Origin of the sequence: Catenibacterium sp. GCM10023432 (assembly GCF_042651925.1) — a bacterium.
Taxonomy (GTDB): Bacteria; Bacillota_I; Bacilli_A; order Erysipelotrichales; family Coprobacillaceae; genus Catenibacterium; species Catenibacterium mitsuoka.
In genome coordinates, this window is the sequence record NZ_JBHSEB010000064.1 from 1 (window position 1) to 20,032 (window position 20,032).

A 20,032-nucleotide genomic window follows, 5' to 3' on the forward strand; every position below is an offset into this window, starting at 1 on the left:
TTTGCCTTTAGAGGAGTCCATGCCAACATAAAGAATATAATTGTTTTCCATAAATAATGACCTTCTTTCAAATGTAATCGGTTTTGAATTGCACCTCTAAATCAAGACAAACGCAACCTCGCAAATACGGAGACAAGTGTAGAAACACTGCTGCAACAAACTAATTCGGGTATAAAGTGATGTCAAGTCTAAAGGATTAAGTCTTTTTGAAGTGGACGTACATGAAGTAGCCACAGGGGGATGGAATAAAACCTTCATTCAAAACAAAACTATTATCTAGAAATTAGAATGTACAATCAATGATGAATTTAATTAAATTCATTAACTGATTACGTACATATTATACGAGAAGGGTGAAATTATGAAAGAACGTGAACAATTTAAATCAAGGATAGGCTTCCTGCTTCTTTCTGCAGGATGTGCTATTGGTATTGGAAATGTATGGAGATTCCCTTATGTTGTAGGACAAAATGGTGGAGGAATCTTTGTCTTCTTCTATTTGATTTTCTTGCTTCTTATTGGTGTTCCAATTCTAAGCATGGAATTCTCTGTGGGACGTGCAAGTGCAAAAAGTCCAGTTAAAGCTTATCAGGCTTTAGAAAAGCCAGGACAGAAATGGCATTTACATGGTTATATTGGATTATTAGGTAATTTCTGTTTAATGATTTACTATACTACAGTATCAGGATGGATGTTGAACTATTTCTATAAGTTCTTGACTGGTGGATTTACAGGAGTCAAAACATCTCAGGTTGCATCAGTTTTCCAGAATGTATTATCTAGTCCATCTCAGAATGTATTCTGGATGGTATTAGTTGTTGTTATTGGTATGTTAGTATGTTCAATGGGTTTACAGAACGGTGTAGAAAGAATTACAAAAGTCATGATGATTGGCTTACTTGTACTCATTGTAGTTCTTGCAGTACATGGTTTAACACTTGATAATGCGATGACAGGTGTTAAATTCTATTTATATCCAGACTTTAATAAAATCAAACATATTGGCTTATTAAATGTGATCGTAGCGGCAATGAACCAGTCTTTCTTTACTTTAAGTATCGGTATTGGTTCAATGGCAATATTCGGTAGTTATTTAAAGAAAGATAAAACTCTTTTAGGGGAAGCAGTGAATGTTGCGGTGTTGGATACATTTGTTGCTATTGTGGCAGGTCTTATTATCTTTCCAGCATGTTTCTCATTTGGAGTAAATCCTGACAGCGGTCCTAGTCTGATTTTTATTACTTTGCCTAATGTCTTTTTATCAATGACAGGAGGAAGAATCTGGGGTGCTCTATTCTTCATATTTATGGCTTTCGCATCATTATCTACAGTCATTGCAGTATTTGAAAACATTATTGCCTGTACAATGGAACTATGGAACATCACAAGAAAGAAATCAGTAATTATTAACTTGATTCTTATTACTGTATTCTCATTACCATGTGCCTTAGGATTTAATGTCCTTGACTTCTTGCAGCCTCTTGGCAGTGGTTCAACAATATTAGATTTAGAAGATTTTATCGTAAGTAATCTTCTCTTACCACTTGGGTCTTTTGTTTATTTATTATTCTGTACATCTAGCCTAGGATGGGGATTCAAGAATTATCAAACAGAAGCCAATTTTGGGGATGGTCCTAAGGTCCAGAACTGGATGCAAGGTTATCTTACAATTATATTACCTATTGCTGTCATATTCGTATTTATCAGCAGTTTGATGTAAACAGTGGATATTCCACTGTTTTTTTTCTTAGAAAATTCTTTTTTACAGGAATATAATATAATTAGAGAGAAAGAAAGGAGACTTTTATGACAAAGCAACAATACCAATTATGGATTTTAGAACATCAATCAGATGATTAAATTTTAGAAAGAAAGAACGAAAATCTTATACAGCTTGATACATCCTATGCAGTAGCTTCTGTGCAGTTTTCTTCTATTGAAGACAATATACTAGTAGAAATTTCTATTGTTTCAAAGAAGGATGAACGTACTAAATTTTATCTTCATTTTGAATTGAAGGAAGAAGAACATGCTAAAAAACTCTTTGATGAGATGGTTGAAACGCTGATTCGCTTAAAAGATGAAAAGAAAGTCAGAGTATTATTATCTTGTTCTGCTGGTTTGACAACTTCGATGTTTGCATCTATGCTTACTGAAGCGGCTGCTACGTTAGGATTAGATTATGAATTTAATGCAGTGAGTTATATGAATATTTATGAAGAGGCAGATAATTATGACTTAATACTGATTGCACCTCAGATTGGTTATATGCTGAATCGTTTGACAAGTAGCCTTCCTGATCATCTTATTCTGCAGATTCCTACAACTTGTTTTGCATCCTATAATACAGGAGAAACATTACAGTTTATACAAAAATCATTGAATGATTATTATAGAAAGAGAAACGATAATAAGAAAAAAATATGTCATTGTAAGAAATCTCAAAAGCGTATTTTATCCATAGTTATTCAAATTAATAAAAATAAGCAGCGTATCTCTTATCGTCTTTATAATAAGAATGAGGTACTAGATGAAAATTTGATTATCAAACCTACCTATAGAATTCAGGATCTGTATGATATTATTGATACACTTTTATTAAAGTATAATTTTATTGATTGTGTTAGTATTGCGACACCAGGAATTGTGAAAGATAATAAGCATTTTGTAGATGCTTTTACAGGAAGTATTATCGATATTCATAAATTATTTGAAGAAAAATATCATATAAGCACTTATGTTTTTAATAATGCGAATGCTGCCTGTGTAGGCTTTTCTTTAGAGCATCCTGAATATTCTCATATTATTTTTCATTCTCAACCATTTGGCGCTGGTCAAGGAGGACAGGGAATCATCGCTAATAAGATGCTTCTTACAGGATATAAAGGTATTGCAGGAGAGTTAAGGTATTATCTTCATCGTATGCAGTTGTCTGATGATGAAAGTAAGCTGATCTGGACAGAAGCAGGGGCTTTAGAAGTTGTTACAAAAGCTTTATTACCTTCTATTATTACAATAGGACCAGAGGCAGTGGCTATTAGTTGTCGTATGACGCCGGATATGGAGGAAATAAAGAAGACACTTTCTTCTTTCATCCCAGAAGAATATCTTCCTGAATTTTATTCTATTAAGGATCCTATTCCTTATATGCTAGATGGTCTTGCTCATCTTGCTGATGAAATAATTTAAAGACTATGAAAAAAAGTCGTATAGAACATGTGAAGAAATATAGTATGCTTTCTCTTGTAGAAGATTTAGGCTTTACTCTCGTCTATGAGAGTTCTAATTACTATTATCTTGAGGAACATGATTCATTAAAAATCAGAGTAAATATCAATAGATTCTATTGGTATTCAAAAGGATTTGGGGGAGACACGATTACATTATGCCAGACATTGGGGTTAGAAAAGAATTCAGAATTCCATTCTTTTATCTATACGATTCTTTATCTGGAAATGAGAATGTATGAGAATCCTCATTATGAATTTAAAAAGATTAAAAGACAAGAGAGAAAACTCTATTTACCACGTAAGAACATTAATAATAAGAAGGTCTATTACTATTTATATGAAAGAGGCATTAGTCTCAATATTATTGATTACTTTATTAATCATGATTATCTCTATCAGGAAGCAGTGAATCATAATCTTGTCTTTGTATCTTATAAAGGAAGTCAACCGGTATTCATAAGTAAAAGGGGAAGTGTGATAAATAATCGTTATATGCGTGAGCAGGCAGGGAATGATTATAACCATTGTTTTTATATATCGCATAACACGTCGCAGTTAATTGTGACTGAATCTATTATTGATATGATGTCTCTAATGACTCTTACACATAACTTTAAGAAGTATGATTATCTATCACTTAATTCAGTCTCTCATTATCGTGCACTCTTTTATCACCTAGAACATCAACCAATAGAAAGAGTCCTATTAAGATTAGACAATGATCAAGCAGGAAGATGGGCAGTTCATACAATCGTTGATATTTTAAATAAGAACTATCCCTATATCAAAATAGATGTAGCCTATCCTTATAGGCATAAAGATTGGAATGATTATCTAGTTTATGGTATTAAAAATAAAGAAAATGATATAATTATATTCTAGAGAGGATGAAATATATGAAACTTATATTAAAACAAAAGATCTTTTTGAATACCCACAAACCACAGGTAATTGTCAAAATAAGAAATGACAGTTTCAATTTTCTTGGCATTTATGTGTAAGAATAATTTCATCAATTGAATTCACCTGTTGATTATGGGTAATTAAAATCAATTTAATTTTAAAGGAGAAAGTTATATGTCTAAATATAAAGTTATTTTATACAATGAAGAAACAGATGACGTAGTTGATGATTTTGTTGATGGAGAAACATTTGATTCTGAAGATGAAGCACAAGACTTTATTGATGATATGTCAGCTAACCTGGCCGAAGGAGAAGAGATACTTCGTTTAAGAGGTGAATGGGATGATCCTGATCCAGAAGATAACTATGGGTATGGATCAGATGACTTATTTTTACAAGTTATTGAAATTGAAGATTAATTTGAATACCCACATTCCATAGGTAATTGTCAAAATAAGAAATGACAGTTTCAATTTTTTTGGCATTAATGTGTAAGAATAATTTCATCAATTGGATTCACCTGTTGATTATGGGTAATTAAAAAGATCTTTAGTTTGATGGATAGTTATAATATCTATGATTAACATGATCATGTTCTCTATACAGTCAGCAGTCGTCTTTCATGGGAGTCATAAATTAGATGTATATGACCCATCAGGTCATTGTCTAGCAACCATTAAAGAAGAAATATTGACATTTATGCCAAGATTTAGTTTTTACATAGATGATCATTATATCGGTTCATTCCAGAAGAAACTCAGTTTCTTATTTCCTAAATATGTCCTAGAATTTAACGACAGGTCTATTGATGGAGATTTCATGAACTGGAATTACACTATAAGTGATTTTTATCATGAAATTGCGACTATATCAAAAGAACTATTTCATTTTACAGATGTCTATGTCATTGATGTTCATAATAGCCAGGATGCACTTTATGCATTACTTGTTGTACTGGCAATAGATGCTGAAAAGTGTTCAGCCTCAAATAACTAAAAAAAGAAGCCGAGGCTTCTTTTCTTATGCATCAGAACGGGCAAATTTATTCTTCATAATAAAGCTTAATTCATCTAAGACAAGATGTAATGTTTTTGAAGTTTCCTTCTTCAACATATCAGCTGCCTTTTGATTGGCTTCATGTCTTAATTCTGTTTTTCTTGCTTCATCTGTTTCTTTTTCAATTAGTTCATCATATGTATGAATAATATGATGTGAATGAGACTGTACCACTCTTTGATAACGTTCAATATGGATGGCTGACTGTTTATCACATGCATCAGCCATAGCTCCTATAAGTCTATTGGCCCAATAGAAGTTATCAGTAGATACTTCAGCAGTTGTATTGCTGTAATATTCAGGCACAGTATCAATATGAATATACAATGGCACAAGTGTATTAAATACATTTGAACCAAATGTGAACCATTCAATAGGTTCCTGTCCCTGTCTTACCTGTAATACAGATAAGAAGTCGTTTCTATTGATTCCTACAGGACGTAATGCACCTTTATTAGATAAATCTCCACGCGTAATGTATGGATCATAAGGCGTATTCTGGAAATGAGTTGATAATGCGTATTTTACATCTTCAACAGTAATCTTTCTTTCAGGTACCATAGTCCAAGGAATATCATCAGAAAATGGTGTATAGTCTGCATTTTCTCCATCCCATTTATAAGTACGTGGATTTAAATAACGTCTAATAAACCAATCACGTGGTGTGTTATAGACATGATCTGAATCATCATGTGAACCAAATGCATAGCGTGCATTAAATGAATCATCTAGATTTAAACATAAATGATTCTTTTCAATAAATTCCTTTAAATCATCACTACATAAATGATTTTCTTGAGCAGTAAAAGCATCCTTTAAATCAAATGTATCAATACCTAACTGGTTAGGCATTACAACATAAGCATCATCAGGTACTCTTCTTGCAATCCAATGATGACCACCAATAGTTTCTAACCACCAGATTTCATCATGATCAGAGAAGGCAATTCCGTTCATTTCATATGTTCCATACTTTTCTAGTAGTGAACCAAGTCTTAATACACCTTCTCTTGCACTATGAATATAAGGTAATACAAGATAGACAATATCTTCTTCACCAATACCGCCTGGTGTATTTGTTTCTTCATCATATTCTACAAGTGGATCAGCCCCTAATACACGAGGGTTAGAAGTAATTGTTTCTGTCGCTGTCATTGCGACTTCTGCTTCATTAATTCCACTTGCTGCCCAGATACCTTCACCTTTTAAGGCATTTGGCATTGCAGTATATCTCATTGGATTATCAGGTAATTGAATCTTTAAATAAGATAATACTGTTTCATATTCTCTTTTTTGTTGTTCTGGATGAATCACTGCAAGTTTCTTTGGTGTAAATCTTGTAGATTGTGAATCATCATTTCTTGCGATTAAGGTAGAACCATCATAAGATGCATTCTTACCTACTAGTAATGTCGTACATGGCATACATTCATTCCTCCTTGTAGGCTTTATTATAGACCCTAAAGTAAAATAATTCAGCACATATGTGCAACCAAATGGAGGAAATCATCGTATTAATAGTGAAGGGAGGGAAATATCATGACAATAGAAGATGTAATTGATACCTATGGGGATATGGTGACTCGCATTTGTATCATGAATTTGAGAAATAGTGATGATGCGAAAGACTGTTTTCAAGAAGTTTTCATCAAACTCTACAAGCATGGCAGGATAGAAGACCCTGATTATCTAAAACACTGGCTGATTCGTGTCACAATCAATACATGTAAGGATTATCGTCGTGTTTTCTATAAGAAGACAATTAATATAGAAGATTTGCTTATTCAAGATGAGAAGAAGGATTATGTATTACTTCCTGTGATATTAGATATGCCAACGCGTTATAAGAATGTACTTTATTTATATTATTATGAAGGATATAAAACAGATGAAATTTCAGAAATATTAAAGATGAATATCAATACAGTGAAATCAAGATTAAAAAGAGGAAGGGAGATACTAAAGAAGAAAGTTGGTGAGGATGATGAATAAATGGAAAGAATTTGATGATATTCATACGCCAGAAGATTGGAAGAAGATCACATATACACAAAAGAAAAAACATTATTCATTTTCTATGGTTTTAACGGCTGTTATTGTATGTATTTCTTTAATAACTGTCAGTGCATTTCATTCTGATATGTCAGAATGGCTGACAAATCACTTTTCTAAAGAGGACATTCATGCTGTTGAGAATGTGGCTTTTAAGGATATCAGCTGGGGGGAGGCCCCTTTTGGATATACATATACTAAGGATGATATAATAAAAAATATCTACCTTATGCATCATAATCAAATCAAACTACAAAAACCACGTACATATAAGGGTGTTTATAAGAAGCCATTCTCTTTTAAATATGTGCGTTACCACCATGATATTTTCTTGTATGATTTTTCAGGTTATGTAGAGTATGGTGTCAATCGTATATTCAATAATAATGTCTATTTATGTACAAAAAAGAATGATATCATTGCCTTGAATATGAAGACGGGAAACATTGAAGCAATAACCACTGATCATCGCTCTGTAAATCCATACCTATCACCTCATGGACGTTATTTACTTATTAATAAGCAGGATGAGTATTGGACAATCTATGATACAGTCAATAAGACAGAAAAAATTGTGCCTGATATATGTGGGTATGCTTTATCAAATGAACATTCATTTTATGGTGATGATTATATTATTACTTATGGTGATGATTATACGATTGTGATTGATTGTGCAACACAGAAGGTGGTTGAAAAATGGAATGGTATTACTGAATTTGCGTCTGCATTTGAATTAGTAGATAATACAATCATTAATCATGTCACTAGAAAGAGTTGTGAAATAAAGGAAGAAAATTATCGTATAAAAATTGCAAGTTCTACAAGTCAATATCTTCTTATCACAAATGAAAATGAAGATTCTTTCTATGATAAGCATGTCAATTATTATCTCTATGATATTCAAAAGAATAGCTATGTTCCATTATCTTTACCATTTAAAAATGGTGTTGATATTTCACTCTATGAATATGAAGGAGAAAACAAATTGATCATCTATGATGACAAACAAAGCTATTTAGTCAATCTTCAATCATTGTTCCAATAGAAAAGCGGGGGAGTTTTAATTAAACTCCCTCGCTTCATTATTTATTTAAAATCTTTTTTACTATATTCGCAGGTGCAAATTCATAATCAAGGAATTCCATTTCAAAGACACCCTGACCTTGAGTCATAGAACGAAGATCAACTGCATAGTTCATCACTTCACTCATAGGTGCTTCTGCTATAATCTTAATTAATCCATCTTCAAATACATCAGAACCGATAACTCTCGCACGTAATGTATTTAAATGACTCATAATATCACCTGTAAACTCATCATCAATAATAACCTTCATCTTCATATATGGTTCAAGTAATGCAGGCTCTGCCTTAGGCATTGCTTCCTTGAAGCACATAGATGTTGCAGTCTTAAAGGCCATTTCAGAAGAGTCAACAGAATGATAAGCACCATCAATAAGAGTTGCTTCAATACCTAATACTGGATAACCGCCTAAGCATCCTGCTTTTACACTTTCAATAAGTCCCTTTTCAACAGCAGGGAAATAAGTACGAGGTACAGCACCACCAAATACTTCTTCCTTAAAAATATAAGGCTTATCATAATCACGAGAAGGTTTGAAAGTAATTTCTACTTCACCAAACTGTCCATGACCACCAGACTGTTTCTTATATCTTGTTCTTTGAGTGACTTCCTTTTTGATTGTTTCACGATAAGGAATCTTGACATCTTCAAACTTTGCTTCTACTTTAAATCTTGCTTTTAATTTATTAAGCACTGTATCAAGATGAATATCACCAATACCAGATAAGCATTGTTGCTTTGTTTCTTCATTGTATTCATAAACTAAAGTAGGATCCTCTTCGAGTAATCTATTAATCGCATTCGCAATCTTTTCTTCATTGCTCTTACCAAGAGGTACAATCGCTTTCTTATAATATGGTTTAGAATATTCTGTATCAGGAATAAGGATAGGAGAACGTGGATCACATAATGTATCATTTGTATGACATGTAGTTGAACGTGTAAATGCACCAATTTCCCCTGCATGAAGTTTATCTACTTCAATCAAGTTTTTACCCATAGGCTGATAAATCTTCACAATCTTTTCATCTTCTTTTTCTTTTGGATTATAAAGAGTCATACCTGCATATAAAGTACCACTTGTCACTTTAAAATAAGATGTCTTACCTACAAATGGATCAGTAATTGTCTTGAAGACAAATAAGCTTGTAGGTGAATCTTCATTACATTCTAAGATCTTTTCATCATCTTTCTTTAAATCCTTTACAATAAGTGCATTCTTTGGATGATTGGCTGAATCAAAGAAAGCACACATAGAATTTAAGATAATACTAATACCAATACGATCAGTACCACAAAGTACAGGAATCAAACTACCATCAGTTACACCCTGTCTTAATGCATTAGAAATCTCTTCTTTTGTGAAAGGTTCTTCTTCTAAATATTTTTCAAGTAATTCATCACTTGTATTCGCAACAGCTTCATCAATCATTGCCTTGATTGGTAATACTTCATCCATCATATCTTCAGGAATAGGGGCTTCATGTGTCTGACCATTTTCAAACATACGTCCTTCCATCTTTGCAACATTGACATAACCAACCATCTTATTATTATCCATGATTGGTACCTGTATTGGGGCAATACCCTTACCATAAGTATCCTTTAACTGCTGAAGTTTTGTAGGATAATCACTATTTGGATTATCTAATCCATTAATATAGATGATCTTACCTTTATTTCTAGCCTTATACATTGCCTGTTTTGTACCTGCTGAAATACCAGCATAACTTGGACAAATAATTAAAGCAGATTCACAAACGGATAAAGCTGCTTCTGTTTCACCTACGAAGTCAAAAGTACCAGGAACATCTATTAAATTAATCTTACAGTTATCCCATTCAATAGGAACGATTGATAAATTAATAGAAGACTGACGTGCAATCTCCTCAGCACTATAGTCACTGATTGTATTACCACTTTGGATATCACCAATCTGACCAATTGCTCCAGCACGGTAAGCCATTGTTTCTACTATACTTGTCTTACCACATCCAGAATGTCCTAAAACAGCTACATTTCCAATTTCGTGCGCATGATAATCTCTCATAAATATCTACCACCTTTCTAATGCACTTCTATGTAATGTAAATTTATACAAATATTTTATCATACATCATTTTAATAATGGAAAATAATCACTGTTTTAAAAAAAGTTTTCTAAAATAAGGAGTGAATGGCTATAATGGAAGTGAAAGTACTTTGGTAAATAGATGATAACTGTATCATATTTACAAGATAATGATATGTGAAAAAGAGTTCTTTGTAACAATCGTGCTCGTGATAGCGCATCCTTGGACTTACATTTTAGATTGTGTAAAATAGTACCTGTACAAGAGTTACGCCAACTCTTGAAAGGGAGGAAATTAAATGGACGCTTTTGCTGATAAGCTAGGACGTGTCGGTGCTTGGTGTGGTCAGAATAAGTACTTGAATGCAATCAAGAATGCATTCCAGAACTTCATGCCTGCAACTATCTCAGGTGCCATTGGTGTTCTTTGGACAAACGTTTTAGTAAACGAAACAACAGGTTTAGGCGCTTTATGGCCACCAATTATGGTACTTAAAGTTCTTAACCCAATTTTTACTGCAATGCAGTATGCTACAATCTCATGTATTACTATTAGTGTTACTATGTTACTTGCTTCTGAAATTGCTGAAGCAAATGGTGAAACTGGTGCTTTCCCAGCTGTATTAGGCTTCATCTTATGGATGATGGTTACTCCTACATCATTTGCTGCAAAAGATTTATCTGCTTCATTCATCGATAAAGCTGGTAAATCTCATGGTTATACTTTAGGTAATTTTATTAATGTGACTGGTGAAGCTGCTAAGCATAAAATTACAGCCGATAGCTTCACTTACAGTGGTATTTTAAATAACTACACTGCTGCAACTGGTTTATTCACAGGTTTAATTGTTGCAATCGTTGGTATGGAAATCTACAACATGTTCCGTAAGAATGATGCATTAAAGATCAGAATGCCTGAACAGGTTCCACCTGGAGTTGCTCGTGCATTCGAAGTATTAATTCCAACTTGCTTAACTGCAATCATTATTGGTGCTATTGGATTAGTATGTCAGTTAGCTACTGGCGCTGAATTAAACGCATTAATCTTTAATGTCGTTCAGAAACCTTTACAGAGCTTAATTGGTAACAACATTTTTGCAGTTGCTATTCTTTATGTAGTTATTTCATTATTCTGGTGCGTAGGTATTCATGGTAACAACATGGTTAATGCTGTTAAGGAACCAATCTTCAGACCATTACTATATGCTAACACAGCTGCATTTACTGCAGGTGCTGCTCAGAAGGACATTCCATATGTAATGAACTTAACTATGTTATCAATGTTTGGTGAATTCGGTGGTTCTGGTGTTACTATCGGTTTAGTTATCGCTATCTTTATCTTCTCTAGACGTGAAGATAACAGAACTATCGCTGGTATCTCTGTCGTTCCAGCCTTATTCAACATCAACGAAACTATGACATTTGGTATGCCTCTAGTATTGAACCCAATTCTAGATATTCCATTTATCTTAGCTCCAGTAGTTACACTTGTTGTAGGTTATCTATTAGTTACTAGTGGATTCTGTCCTAAGATCGTACTTGAAGTACCTTGGACAATGCCACCAGTATTCTTTGGATTCATATGTACAGGTGCTAACCCAATGGGTGCATTATCACAGTTAATCGTTATCGCATTATCTGTTGTAATCTATACACCATTCTTGATTGCTTACGAAAAGTATCAGGCTAAACAGTCTGAGGCTGAATAATCAATCATTTCTAGGTACTTTCTAGGCGGGAAAGTACCTTTTTTATGCGTATAAGGGAGGAAAAGTAATGTTATTAGATGAACTTATAGAATCTGGAGGAAACCTTCAGGAAGGTATTGAATTAAATACAAAACTCAGTGATGCTGAAAAATCAATCTGTCAGTATATTATCGAACATTTAGATCAGGTGCCTTATATGTCTTCAAGAGAATTAGCACGTTTGACTTATTCTAATCCAACATCTATATTAAGACTCTCTAGAAAGTTCGGTTATGCCAATTTTAATGACTTTAAATTTGATATTGTATTAAAACTACGTGATATGCATATGCCTAAAGTAGAACTTAACAAAAATGATAGTGGACTTGAATGCATTAATAAAACAGCACAGCTTTATGATAATGTAATCTCACGTACAAAAAATAATATATCACTTGCACAATATGATGAAATTATTGATGTATTAAATAAATGTGAGGCAATTGATATTATTGCGACAGATATGAACGCAGATATTGCGCATTATGCGCAACATATTTTGATGCCAATTGGTAAACCAATTCATGTTTATGAAAATCAGGATTTACAGGTACATGCTAGTCTAAATGTTCCATCAACTCATGTTGTTATCTTGGTCACTAAAACTGGCTTTAAACGACATATTCTGGATAATGCACGTATATTATGCCGTAGAGGTATTACAACTATTGCTATTACACCAGATAATAAAGGACCAATCTCTAAATATGTCACATATACAATTAAGGCAGAAAGCAATGAGACATTTATGAAATTACGAGATGTTATTTTCAGTATTTCTACAAAGTTTATCTTTGATTTATTCTTTACATCTTTATGTGCTATCAACTATGAGAATACATTGAATTCTGATGAATTTTACAATAAAACTGTTGATTAAAACAAATAAAAAGGATTGAGCCATTTGACTCAATCCTTTTGCCTTACTGAATTGTATCTAAGATATCCTTCATTTTCTTTGCTAGACCTTTAGTCTTTTCTACTGATAATGAACAGATAGCGACACGAATACCAAGATTTACCTTTACAGTAAAGATATTATTTGCCATTAAAGCTTCATGATACTTATCACGAGTTTCATTATCCATGGCAAGTGTAACGAAGAAACCTTCTTTATATGGGTAATACTTTAATCCTACTTCATCCGCTTCAGAAGTGAAGATATCTCCTCTTTCTTTTAATAAGTGAACATATTTTAATCTTTCCTGATCATATTCTTCGCCATGGTTATCTAATACATCTACAAATGTTTCCATTGCACCATTGTTGATATTTGACCAAGTTGCACGAGCATTCTTTTCAAATACGATCTTTACCTGATTCACTGATTCTTTCTTCTGACCTAGGATGATTGCTGCACCACATCTTAAACCATAGCTTGTCATTGACTTAGATAATGAGAATGAAACAACTACAATCACATTATCGCTGATCATGTCAAACTGACCAAAATAAGTCTTTGCTTCTTTCTGGCGGCTTGAGAAATCAATATAAGCAATATCATTTAATAATACAACAGCATGAGTCTTGCTGCATTCATTTAAGAAAGTAATCACTTCATCCCATTCTTCATGAGTTAAAGAATAACCAGTAGGGTTATGACATGGGTCATTGATAACAATCACTAACTTATTCTGCTTCTTCATTGTTTCAAGACATGTTTCTTTGAAAGAGGCAATATTGAAATGATCTCCTTCAAATAAAGAATATTTAGCCATTTCAAGATTATGCATCTGAGCCATTAATGCATAACTACCCCATGCAATTTCAGGCAGGATGACAGTCTGACCTTCATCTAAACATTCCTGAATAGTCATAGATACAGCACCAGTTCCTCCTGGAGTTGCCACTACTTCATGTTCAAGATGGCTATTACCATCTAGTACCCAATCATAAGCCTTCTGTCTAAAAGTAGGGTTACCAGTAAAGCTTGCTGCATACTTCGCAAGAACCTTATTATCAAGATTCTTTAAAGAATTGAAGACACTGTCCAATGCGACAAGCTGACCTTCTTCATTATATAAAGAACCGATAGTTGCATCTACAACCTGATCAGCTCCATACTTTTCTTTCGCTTCCTTTGCTTTCGCAACAATAGTAAATACTGTATCTACTATTGGCTGCTGATTTACGCTATCTTTTACGAAATTCATACGTTATCCTCCGTTTGTTTAGTAATATAGATACTATTCTAATACGCTAATGCGTTTGAAACAAGTCAACAAAGCGATATTTCTCATTTGTTTCACAAAATCGTTGTATATTAATGTACATCATTGTACACTATGTATGGCGTTGTTCTCAAGTGAGAATAACGGAAAGGGGCTTGTATGAAGGATCGTTATAACCGTACAATTGATTATATGAGAATATCGATTACAGATAGATGTAACTATCATTGTGTATATTGTAATCCAGATAAATTAAAATCTCTTTCACATAATGATATTTTACGCTATGAAGAGATACTAGATATATGCAAGGTGGCAGTTAAGCTAGGTATAGTGAACTTCAAGGTGACTGGTGGAGAACCGACGGTAAGAAAAGGATATCTTTCTTTTTTAAGACAGCTCAAACAGCTAGAGGGTGTGAGACAGGTAACTCTTACAACCAATGGCTTATTACTAGATGCACATACTATGGATGAGTTAAAGGATATAGGCATTGATGGGATCAACTTCTCTATAGATACACTTGATTCAAAGAAATATGCTTCTATCTGTGGCAAAGATACACTTGATACAGTATTAAATAATCTTCTCTATGGTGTTTCTATTGGACTCAATATAAAAATCAATACAGTCGTAGGACCACTTTTTACACAAAGTGATTTAGAAGGCTTGATTGATTTTTGTGAGAATTTATCAGTAAGTCTTCGTTTTATAGAACTCATGCCACTTGGTTCAAATAAAAGAGAAAATAAAATAGAAGAGGTACAGTCATATTTTGCATTACATTATAATATAGAAGAAATTACAGAAAGATTAGGCAATGGTCCTGCACATTATATAAGAATAAAGAATATGAAATGTGTCATTGGCTTTATTGAAGCCTTACATCATAAGTTCTGTCATGAATGTAATCGTGTGCGTTTGTCTAGTACAGGATCATTAAAATTATGCTTATTTCATAAGAATAGTATCGCATTAAAGCCTTATATATGTAATGAAATCAAACTAGAAGAAGTGATGAGGGATGCAATTTATATGAAGCCAGAACAGCACCATTTTGAAGATGAACAAAGTGGTACTGTAATGAATCAAATAGGAGGGTAATATGGGATTTACGCATTTTGATGATGATGGAAACGCCATTATGGTGGATGTATCTGATAAAGAGATTACAAAAAGAACAGCTTATGCAAGAGGGACTATTCAAGTCAATCATGAGATTATTGAACATATAAAAAACAATACAGTGGAAAAAGGAGATGTTCTTGGTGTCGCAAGAATTGCAGGTATCATGGCCGCAAAAAAGACAAGCGATATGATTCCGCTTTGTCATATATTAATGATTACTAATGTCACTGTTGATTTTGAAATAGATGAAGACAACAATCAGATTCATGCCTTTGCGACAGTGAAATGTAAAGGGAAGACAGGGGTGGAAATGGAAGCATTACACGCAGTAAGTGTTACATTATTAACTATTTATGATATGTGTAAGGCAATCAGTAAAGAAATGGAAATCAAAGATATTCATTTATTAAAGAAAACAGGTGGAAAGAGCGGTGAATTCAATTGGCAGGAAAAATAGAAGCAATTTGTATTAGTGAGAAGAAGGGGACTGAAAAGAAACCTATACAAGAAACTAAAATAATAGAAAACTTTGGCTTAGAACATGATGCCCATGCAGGTAAATGGCATAGACAGGTCAGCTTATTACCTTATGAAGAAAGAGAAGACTTTAAAAGACGTGGTGGAGATGTAGAAGATGGTGCTTTTGGTGAGAACCTTCTTATTTCTGGTATTGATTTTAATGAGCTTGTTGTAGGAAGTCATGTTCATATTGGTGAAGTGGATTTAGAAATCACACAGAGAGGTAAAAGCTGTCATGCTCATTGTCGTATTTATCACCAGGTAGGTGAATGTATTATGCCTCGACTTGGTATTTTCGCAAGAGTCATTCATGGCGGAGTGATTCATTGTGATGATGAGGTGACTTATACACCACCTGCTGATTCACGCATGCGTGTCGCAATACTCACTTTATCCGATAAAGGAAGTCAAGGATTAAGAGTGGATGAAAGTGGTCCTTCTATTAAGGAATATATGGAAGAAAGAGGTTATCATGTCACATCATTAGATATTCTTCCAGATAATCAGAAAATGATTGAACAGGCACTTATTAATCTAAGTGATCGATGTGAGAATGATTTGATTTTGACTACAGGTGGTACAGGTTTGTCACAAAGAGATGTCACACCTGAAGCGACATTAAAAGTAGCCACACGACTTGTGCCAGGTATTTCTGAAGCAATTCGTTATGAATCTATGAAATATACAAATCGTGCCATGTTATCTAGAGGTGTAAGTGTTATTAGAAACAACACGCTCATTATTAATCTTCCTGGAAGTGTCAAGGCAGTGAAGGAGAGTCTGGATATTATTATAGATCCTCTTCATCATGGCTTAGAAATCTTAAAAGGAGATGCACACGATTGTGCAAGAAATGATGATTGATTATTCACCTATATGGATCTCATTTAAATGCGCTGCTTTTTCTATCTTTATCACATTCTTTTTAGGACTCTTTGCAGCAAGATGGATGATGACACTTAAAAATAAGGTCATTCAACTCATCTTTGACGGCATCTTCACACTCCCACTTGTTTTACCACCGACAGTAATGGGCTTTTTCCTATTATTGATATTTGGAGTTAATCAGCCGATTGGTTCATTTTTCTTAAATGTGCTAGGCGTGCGTATTGCCTTTAGCTTTAGTGCCACAGTGATTGCGGCAGTCGTCATTTCTTTTCCCATCATGTATCGTTCAGCCAGAGGAGCTCTTGAACAGGTGGATGAAGATTTGGTCGCTGCTGCAAGAACACTTGGTATGAGTGAAACAAGCATCTTTTTCAAGATACTCGTACCTAACGCTTTACCAGGTATTATCAGCGGTGGCGTATTATCATTTGCGAGAGGTTTGGGGGAATTTGGTGCAACAGCTATGCTTGCAGGTAATATTGTTGGAAAAACACGTACACTGCCTTTAGCTGTCTATGGCGAAGTTGTCAGCAGTGATATGCATAGCGCATCTTTCTATGTTGTTGTTATTATCGCTATATGCTTTACGGCTGTGATATTACTGAATATCTATCAGTTATGGGTGAAGAAAAAGAGAGGTTATTAATATGTTATTAGAAGTGGATATCTATAAAAAACTAAGTGAATTTGACTTAGATGTTCATTTTAAGATTAATGAAATATGCTTGGGTGTCATGGGGTCAAGTGGCAGTGGTAAAAGTATGACACTTAAATGTATTGCTGGTATAGAAACACCTGATTCAGGAAGAATTGTCTTAGATGGAAGAGTACTCTATGATTCAGATCAACATATTAATCTATCACCACAAGAAAGAAATATTGGATATATGTTTCAGAATTATGCATTATTTCCAAATATGACAGTTTATGAGAATATTGCCTCACCTCTTGTGGCTCGCAGACTTGATAAGACTATAATTCATGATTCAGTGATTCAGCTGATGAAGGAGTTTCATATAGAAGGATTAGAAAAGCGTTATCCAAGACAGTTGTCAGGGGGACAGAAACAGCGTGTTGCCCTGGCAAGACTGTTGATCTACAACGCTGAGGCAATTCTTTTAGATGAACCATTTAGTGCCTTGGATGAAGATTTAAAAGGGAAACTTCTAAAAGAGATGAAGACTAAACTAGATGCTTACCATCGACCTGTTGTCTTTGTATCCCATAATAAGGATGAAATCAAAACTTTGAGTCATGAAATGGATATTATAAAAAAAGGAGAAATGGCTCATGAAGAAATTAGTTAGTATTTTATGTGTTTTTGCGCTCGTATTCGGTTTAGCTGGATGTGGACAGGAAGAAAAGAAGCCTGAAAAGAAAGTTACAATTACTATTGCGGCTGCAGCTAGTTTGGAAAAGACTTTTGAAGAAACACTTATTCCTCGTTTTGAAAAGAAATATCCAAATGTGAACGTAAAGGGTGTTTATGACAGTAGTGGTAAATTACAGATTCAGATTGAACAAGGATTAGATGCTGATGTGTTCTTTAGTGCAGCCACTAAACAGATGGATAGCTTAGTAGATGAAAAACTTGTTGATTCTAAGAGTGTTGTAAATCTATTAGAGAATAAACTTGTATTAATCAAAGGGAAAGATACAAAAACCGCTGTAAAAGGTATTTCAAACATCACTGATGCGAAGATGATTGCGGTAGGTGATCCTGAAGTAGTACCTGCAGGTCAATATGCGAAAATCGCACTTACTAAAGCCAATTCTTGGGAAGCTATCCAGAATAAGATTTCATTAGGTGGTAATGTCACTGAAGTATTAAGCTGGGTAGAAAGCGGAAGTGCTGAAGTAGGTCTTGTTTATTCTACAGATGCAGCCAGCAGTTCTAAAGTCACAGTACTTGAAAAGGTCAACAACAACTTATTAGATACACCAGTTATTTATCCAGTAGGACGAGTAACTAAAACTAAACATCAAGAACAAGCAAATAACTTAATTAAGTTTTTAGAAACTAAGGAATCGAAAGAAACATTCAAGAAGAGTGGTTTTACTATCTGTAAGTAGTAGTTGGGGGGCTTACCTCCTTTTTTGTGAGTATTGACACAACGTATAATAAGAAATAAACTTTAACTGTTAGGAGGACAAATCATGAAACAAATCAAGACAGAAGATGCAGTAGGGGCAGTATTATGTCATGATATTACTGAAATTGTGAGAGGCGTGAGAAAAGGCGCACGCTTTAAAAAAGGTCATATCGTAAAAGAAGAAGATATTCCTGTATTGTTGTCTTTAGGGAAAGAAAACCTCTATGTATGGGAAAATGATGAGACAATGATGCATGAAAATGAAGCAGCAGAAGTATTATGCAAGTTGTGTCAAAATGATCATATGTCTACAACAGAAATTAAAGAAGGTAAAATAGAATTGATTAGCACCATTGATGGCTTATTTAAAGTGAACAGAGAAAAGTTATTAGAAGTGAATCGTATGGGTGAAATGATGATTGCAACAAGAAATGGAAATACAGTTGTTCATTCAGGTGATCATTTAGCAGGTATGCGTATTATTCCATTAGTTATTAAAAAGGAAAAGATGGAAGAAGCATCAAAAATCACCGATACACCAATACTTGAAGTAAAGCCTTTTGTACTTAAGAAAGCAGCCGTTATTACTACAGGAAGTGAAGTCTATAAAGGACGTATCAAGGATACATTTACTCCTGTTATTATTGATAAATTAAAGGAATATGATGTAGAAGTTGTATTCCATAAACTATGTCCAGATAATCCGGATATGGTGACAAGTGCTATACAAGAAGCACTTGACATGCATGTAGATATGGTGATCTGTACGGGTGGTATGAGCGTTGATCCAGATGATAAGACACCACTCGCAATCAAGAACACAGGGGCCAATATTATTAGTTATGGTTCACCTGTTTTACCAGGTGCGATGTTCTTATTGTCATATAAGGGAGATACACCAATTGTTGGTTTACCAGGATGTGTGATGTATGCAAAAAGAACAGTCTTTGATTTAATTCTTCCTCGACTTGTAGCCAATGATCCAATCACTGCTGATGAACTTGCGATGCTTGGTGAAGGTGGTTTATGTTTAAACTGTCCACAATGTACATTCCCAAATTGTGGTTTTGGAAAGGGCTGGTAGG

19 protein-coding genes are annotated in these 20,032 nt (G+C 34.0%); 16 read left to right on the top strand and 3 right to left on the bottom strand.

Annotated features, from left to right (window positions below; genetic code table 11):
• Positions 1–361: 361 nt before the first annotated feature.
• The 5 genes from ACFOZZ_RS08405 (at position 362) to ACFOZZ_RS08425 (ending at position 5,130) form a co-directional block, all read left to right on the top strand.
• Positions 362–1,720: a sodium-dependent transporter gene (locus ACFOZZ_RS08405; protein WP_376815077.1), complete on the top strand. Its 1,359-nt coding sequence runs from the start codon at positions 362–364 to the stop codon at positions 1,718–1,720.
• Between the two features lie 200 nt (positions 1,721–1,920).
• Complete coding sequence (locus ACFOZZ_RS08410) at positions 1,921–3,189, top strand: ROK family protein (protein ID WP_376815078.1); 1,269 nt, start codon at positions 1,921–1,923, stop codon at positions 3,187–3,189.
• A gap of 5 nt (positions 3,190–3,194) precedes the next feature.
• A complete protein-coding gene (locus tag ACFOZZ_RS08415) occupies positions 3,195–4,112 on the top strand; it encodes a toprim domain-containing protein (protein ID WP_376815079.1) in 918 nt (305 codons plus the stop codon).
• Positions 4,113–4,307: 195 nt separating this feature from the next.
• Positions 4,308–4,553, top strand: coding sequence for a hypothetical protein (locus tag ACFOZZ_RS08420; RefSeq protein ID WP_376815080.1), 246 nt, complete (start codon positions 4,308–4,310; stop codon positions 4,551–4,553).
• 157 nt (positions 4,554–4,710) lie between these two features.
• Entirely contained in the window at positions 4,711–5,130 is a 420-nt protein-coding gene (locus ACFOZZ_RS08425) for an LURP-one-related/scramblase family protein (RefSeq protein WP_376815081.1), read from the top strand.
• Positions 5,131–5,154: 24 nt separating this feature from the next.
• Here the strand turns inward: ACFOZZ_RS08425 and ACFOZZ_RS08430 are convergent, their stop codons facing one another.
• A complete protein-coding gene (locus ACFOZZ_RS08430; RefSeq protein ID WP_376815082.1) occupies positions 5,155–6,615 on the bottom strand; it encodes a C69 family dipeptidase in 1,461 nt (486 codons plus the stop codon).
• A gap of 114 nt (positions 6,616–6,729) precedes the next feature.
• Here ACFOZZ_RS08430 and ACFOZZ_RS08435 point away from each other — a divergent pair, with 114 nt between their 5' ends.
• Positions 6,730–7,182, top strand: a complete 453-nt coding sequence (locus ACFOZZ_RS08435) for an RNA polymerase sigma factor (protein ID WP_147556482.1) — start codon at positions 6,730–6,732, stop codon at positions 7,180–7,182.
• A complete protein-coding gene (locus tag ACFOZZ_RS08440; RefSeq protein WP_278780787.1) occupies positions 7,175–8,290 on the top strand; it encodes a hypothetical protein in 1,116 nt (371 codons plus the stop codon). The genes ACFOZZ_RS08435 and ACFOZZ_RS08440 overlap by 8 nt, the downstream gene beginning before the upstream one ends.
• A gap of 37 nt (positions 8,291–8,327) precedes the next feature.
• On the opposite strand, the gene ACFOZZ_RS08445 is transcribed toward ACFOZZ_RS08440, so the two are convergent.
• Complete coding sequence (locus tag ACFOZZ_RS08445) at positions 8,328–10,379, bottom strand: elongation factor G (protein WP_055233688.1); 2,052 nt, start codon at positions 10,377–10,379, stop codon at positions 8,328–8,330.
• Positions 10,380–10,699: 320 nt separating this feature from the next.
• Between ACFOZZ_RS08445 and ACFOZZ_RS08450 the strand changes: the two genes are divergently transcribed.
• Together ACFOZZ_RS08450 and ACFOZZ_RS08455 are read left to right on the top strand one after the other, a co-directional pair.
• Entirely contained in the window at positions 10,700–12,109 is a 1,410-nt protein-coding gene (locus ACFOZZ_RS08450; protein WP_055233689.1) for a PTS sugar transporter subunit IIC, read from the top strand.
• 67 nt (positions 12,110–12,176) lie between these two features.
• On the top strand, positions 12,177–13,028 hold the full coding sequence (locus tag ACFOZZ_RS08455; RefSeq protein ID WP_055233690.1) for a MurR/RpiR family transcriptional regulator: 852 nt from the start codon (positions 12,177–12,179) through the stop codon (positions 13,026–13,028).
• A 43-nt stretch (positions 13,029–13,071) separates the two neighbouring features.
• Here the strand turns inward: ACFOZZ_RS08455 and ACFOZZ_RS08460 are convergent, their stop codons facing one another.
• Positions 13,072–14,301, bottom strand: a complete 1,230-nt coding sequence (locus ACFOZZ_RS08460) for an aminotransferase class I/II-fold pyridoxal phosphate-dependent enzyme (RefSeq protein WP_278780786.1) — start codon at positions 14,299–14,301, stop codon at positions 13,072–13,074.
• A gap of 177 nt (positions 14,302–14,478) precedes the next feature.
• Between ACFOZZ_RS08460 and moaA the strand changes: the two genes are divergently transcribed.
• From moaA to ACFOZZ_RS08495, 7 genes are all read left to right on the top strand, one after another.
• The gene (gene moaA, locus ACFOZZ_RS08465) at positions 14,479–15,423 is read left to right on the top strand and encodes a GTP 3',8-cyclase MoaA (protein ID WP_286697013.1); all 945 of its coding nucleotides are present in this window, start codon (positions 14,479–14,481) and stop codon (positions 15,421–15,423) included.
• A 1-nt stretch (position 15,424) separates the two neighbouring features.
• Positions 15,425–15,904, top strand: a complete 480-nt coding sequence (gene moaC, locus ACFOZZ_RS08470) for a cyclic pyranopterin monophosphate synthase MoaC (protein ID WP_055289532.1) — start codon at positions 15,425–15,427, stop codon at positions 15,902–15,904.
• Positions 15,889–16,830 carry an MOSC domain-containing protein gene (locus tag ACFOZZ_RS08475; protein WP_278860595.1) on the top strand — a complete coding sequence of 314 codons (942 nt, stop codon included), beginning with the start codon at positions 15,889–15,891 and terminating at the stop codon, positions 16,828–16,830. The genes moaC and ACFOZZ_RS08475 overlap by 16 nt, the downstream gene beginning before the upstream one ends.
• Positions 16,820–17,500, top strand: a complete 681-nt coding sequence (gene modB, locus ACFOZZ_RS08480; protein ID WP_278860596.1) for a molybdate ABC transporter permease subunit — start codon at positions 16,820–16,822, stop codon at positions 17,498–17,500. The genes ACFOZZ_RS08475 and modB overlap by 11 nt, the downstream gene beginning before the upstream one ends.
• 1 nt (position 17,501) lies before the next feature.
• Positions 17,502–18,161, top strand: a complete 660-nt coding sequence (locus ACFOZZ_RS08485; protein ID WP_278780784.1) for a sulfate/molybdate ABC transporter ATP-binding protein — start codon at positions 17,502–17,504, stop codon at positions 18,159–18,161.
• Complete coding sequence (modA, locus tag ACFOZZ_RS08490; RefSeq protein WP_055289536.1) at positions 18,145–18,927, top strand: molybdate ABC transporter substrate-binding protein; 783 nt, start codon at positions 18,145–18,147, stop codon at positions 18,925–18,927. Before ACFOZZ_RS08485 ends, modA begins: the two co-directional genes overlap by 17 nt.
• Positions 18,928–19,011: 84 nt before the next feature.
• The gene (locus ACFOZZ_RS08495) at positions 19,012–20,031 is read left to right on the top strand and encodes a molybdopterin-binding protein (protein WP_278860593.1); all 1,020 of its coding nucleotides are present in this window, start codon (positions 19,012–19,014) and stop codon (positions 20,029–20,031) included.
• The last annotated feature ends 1 nt before the right edge of the window (position 20,032 follow it).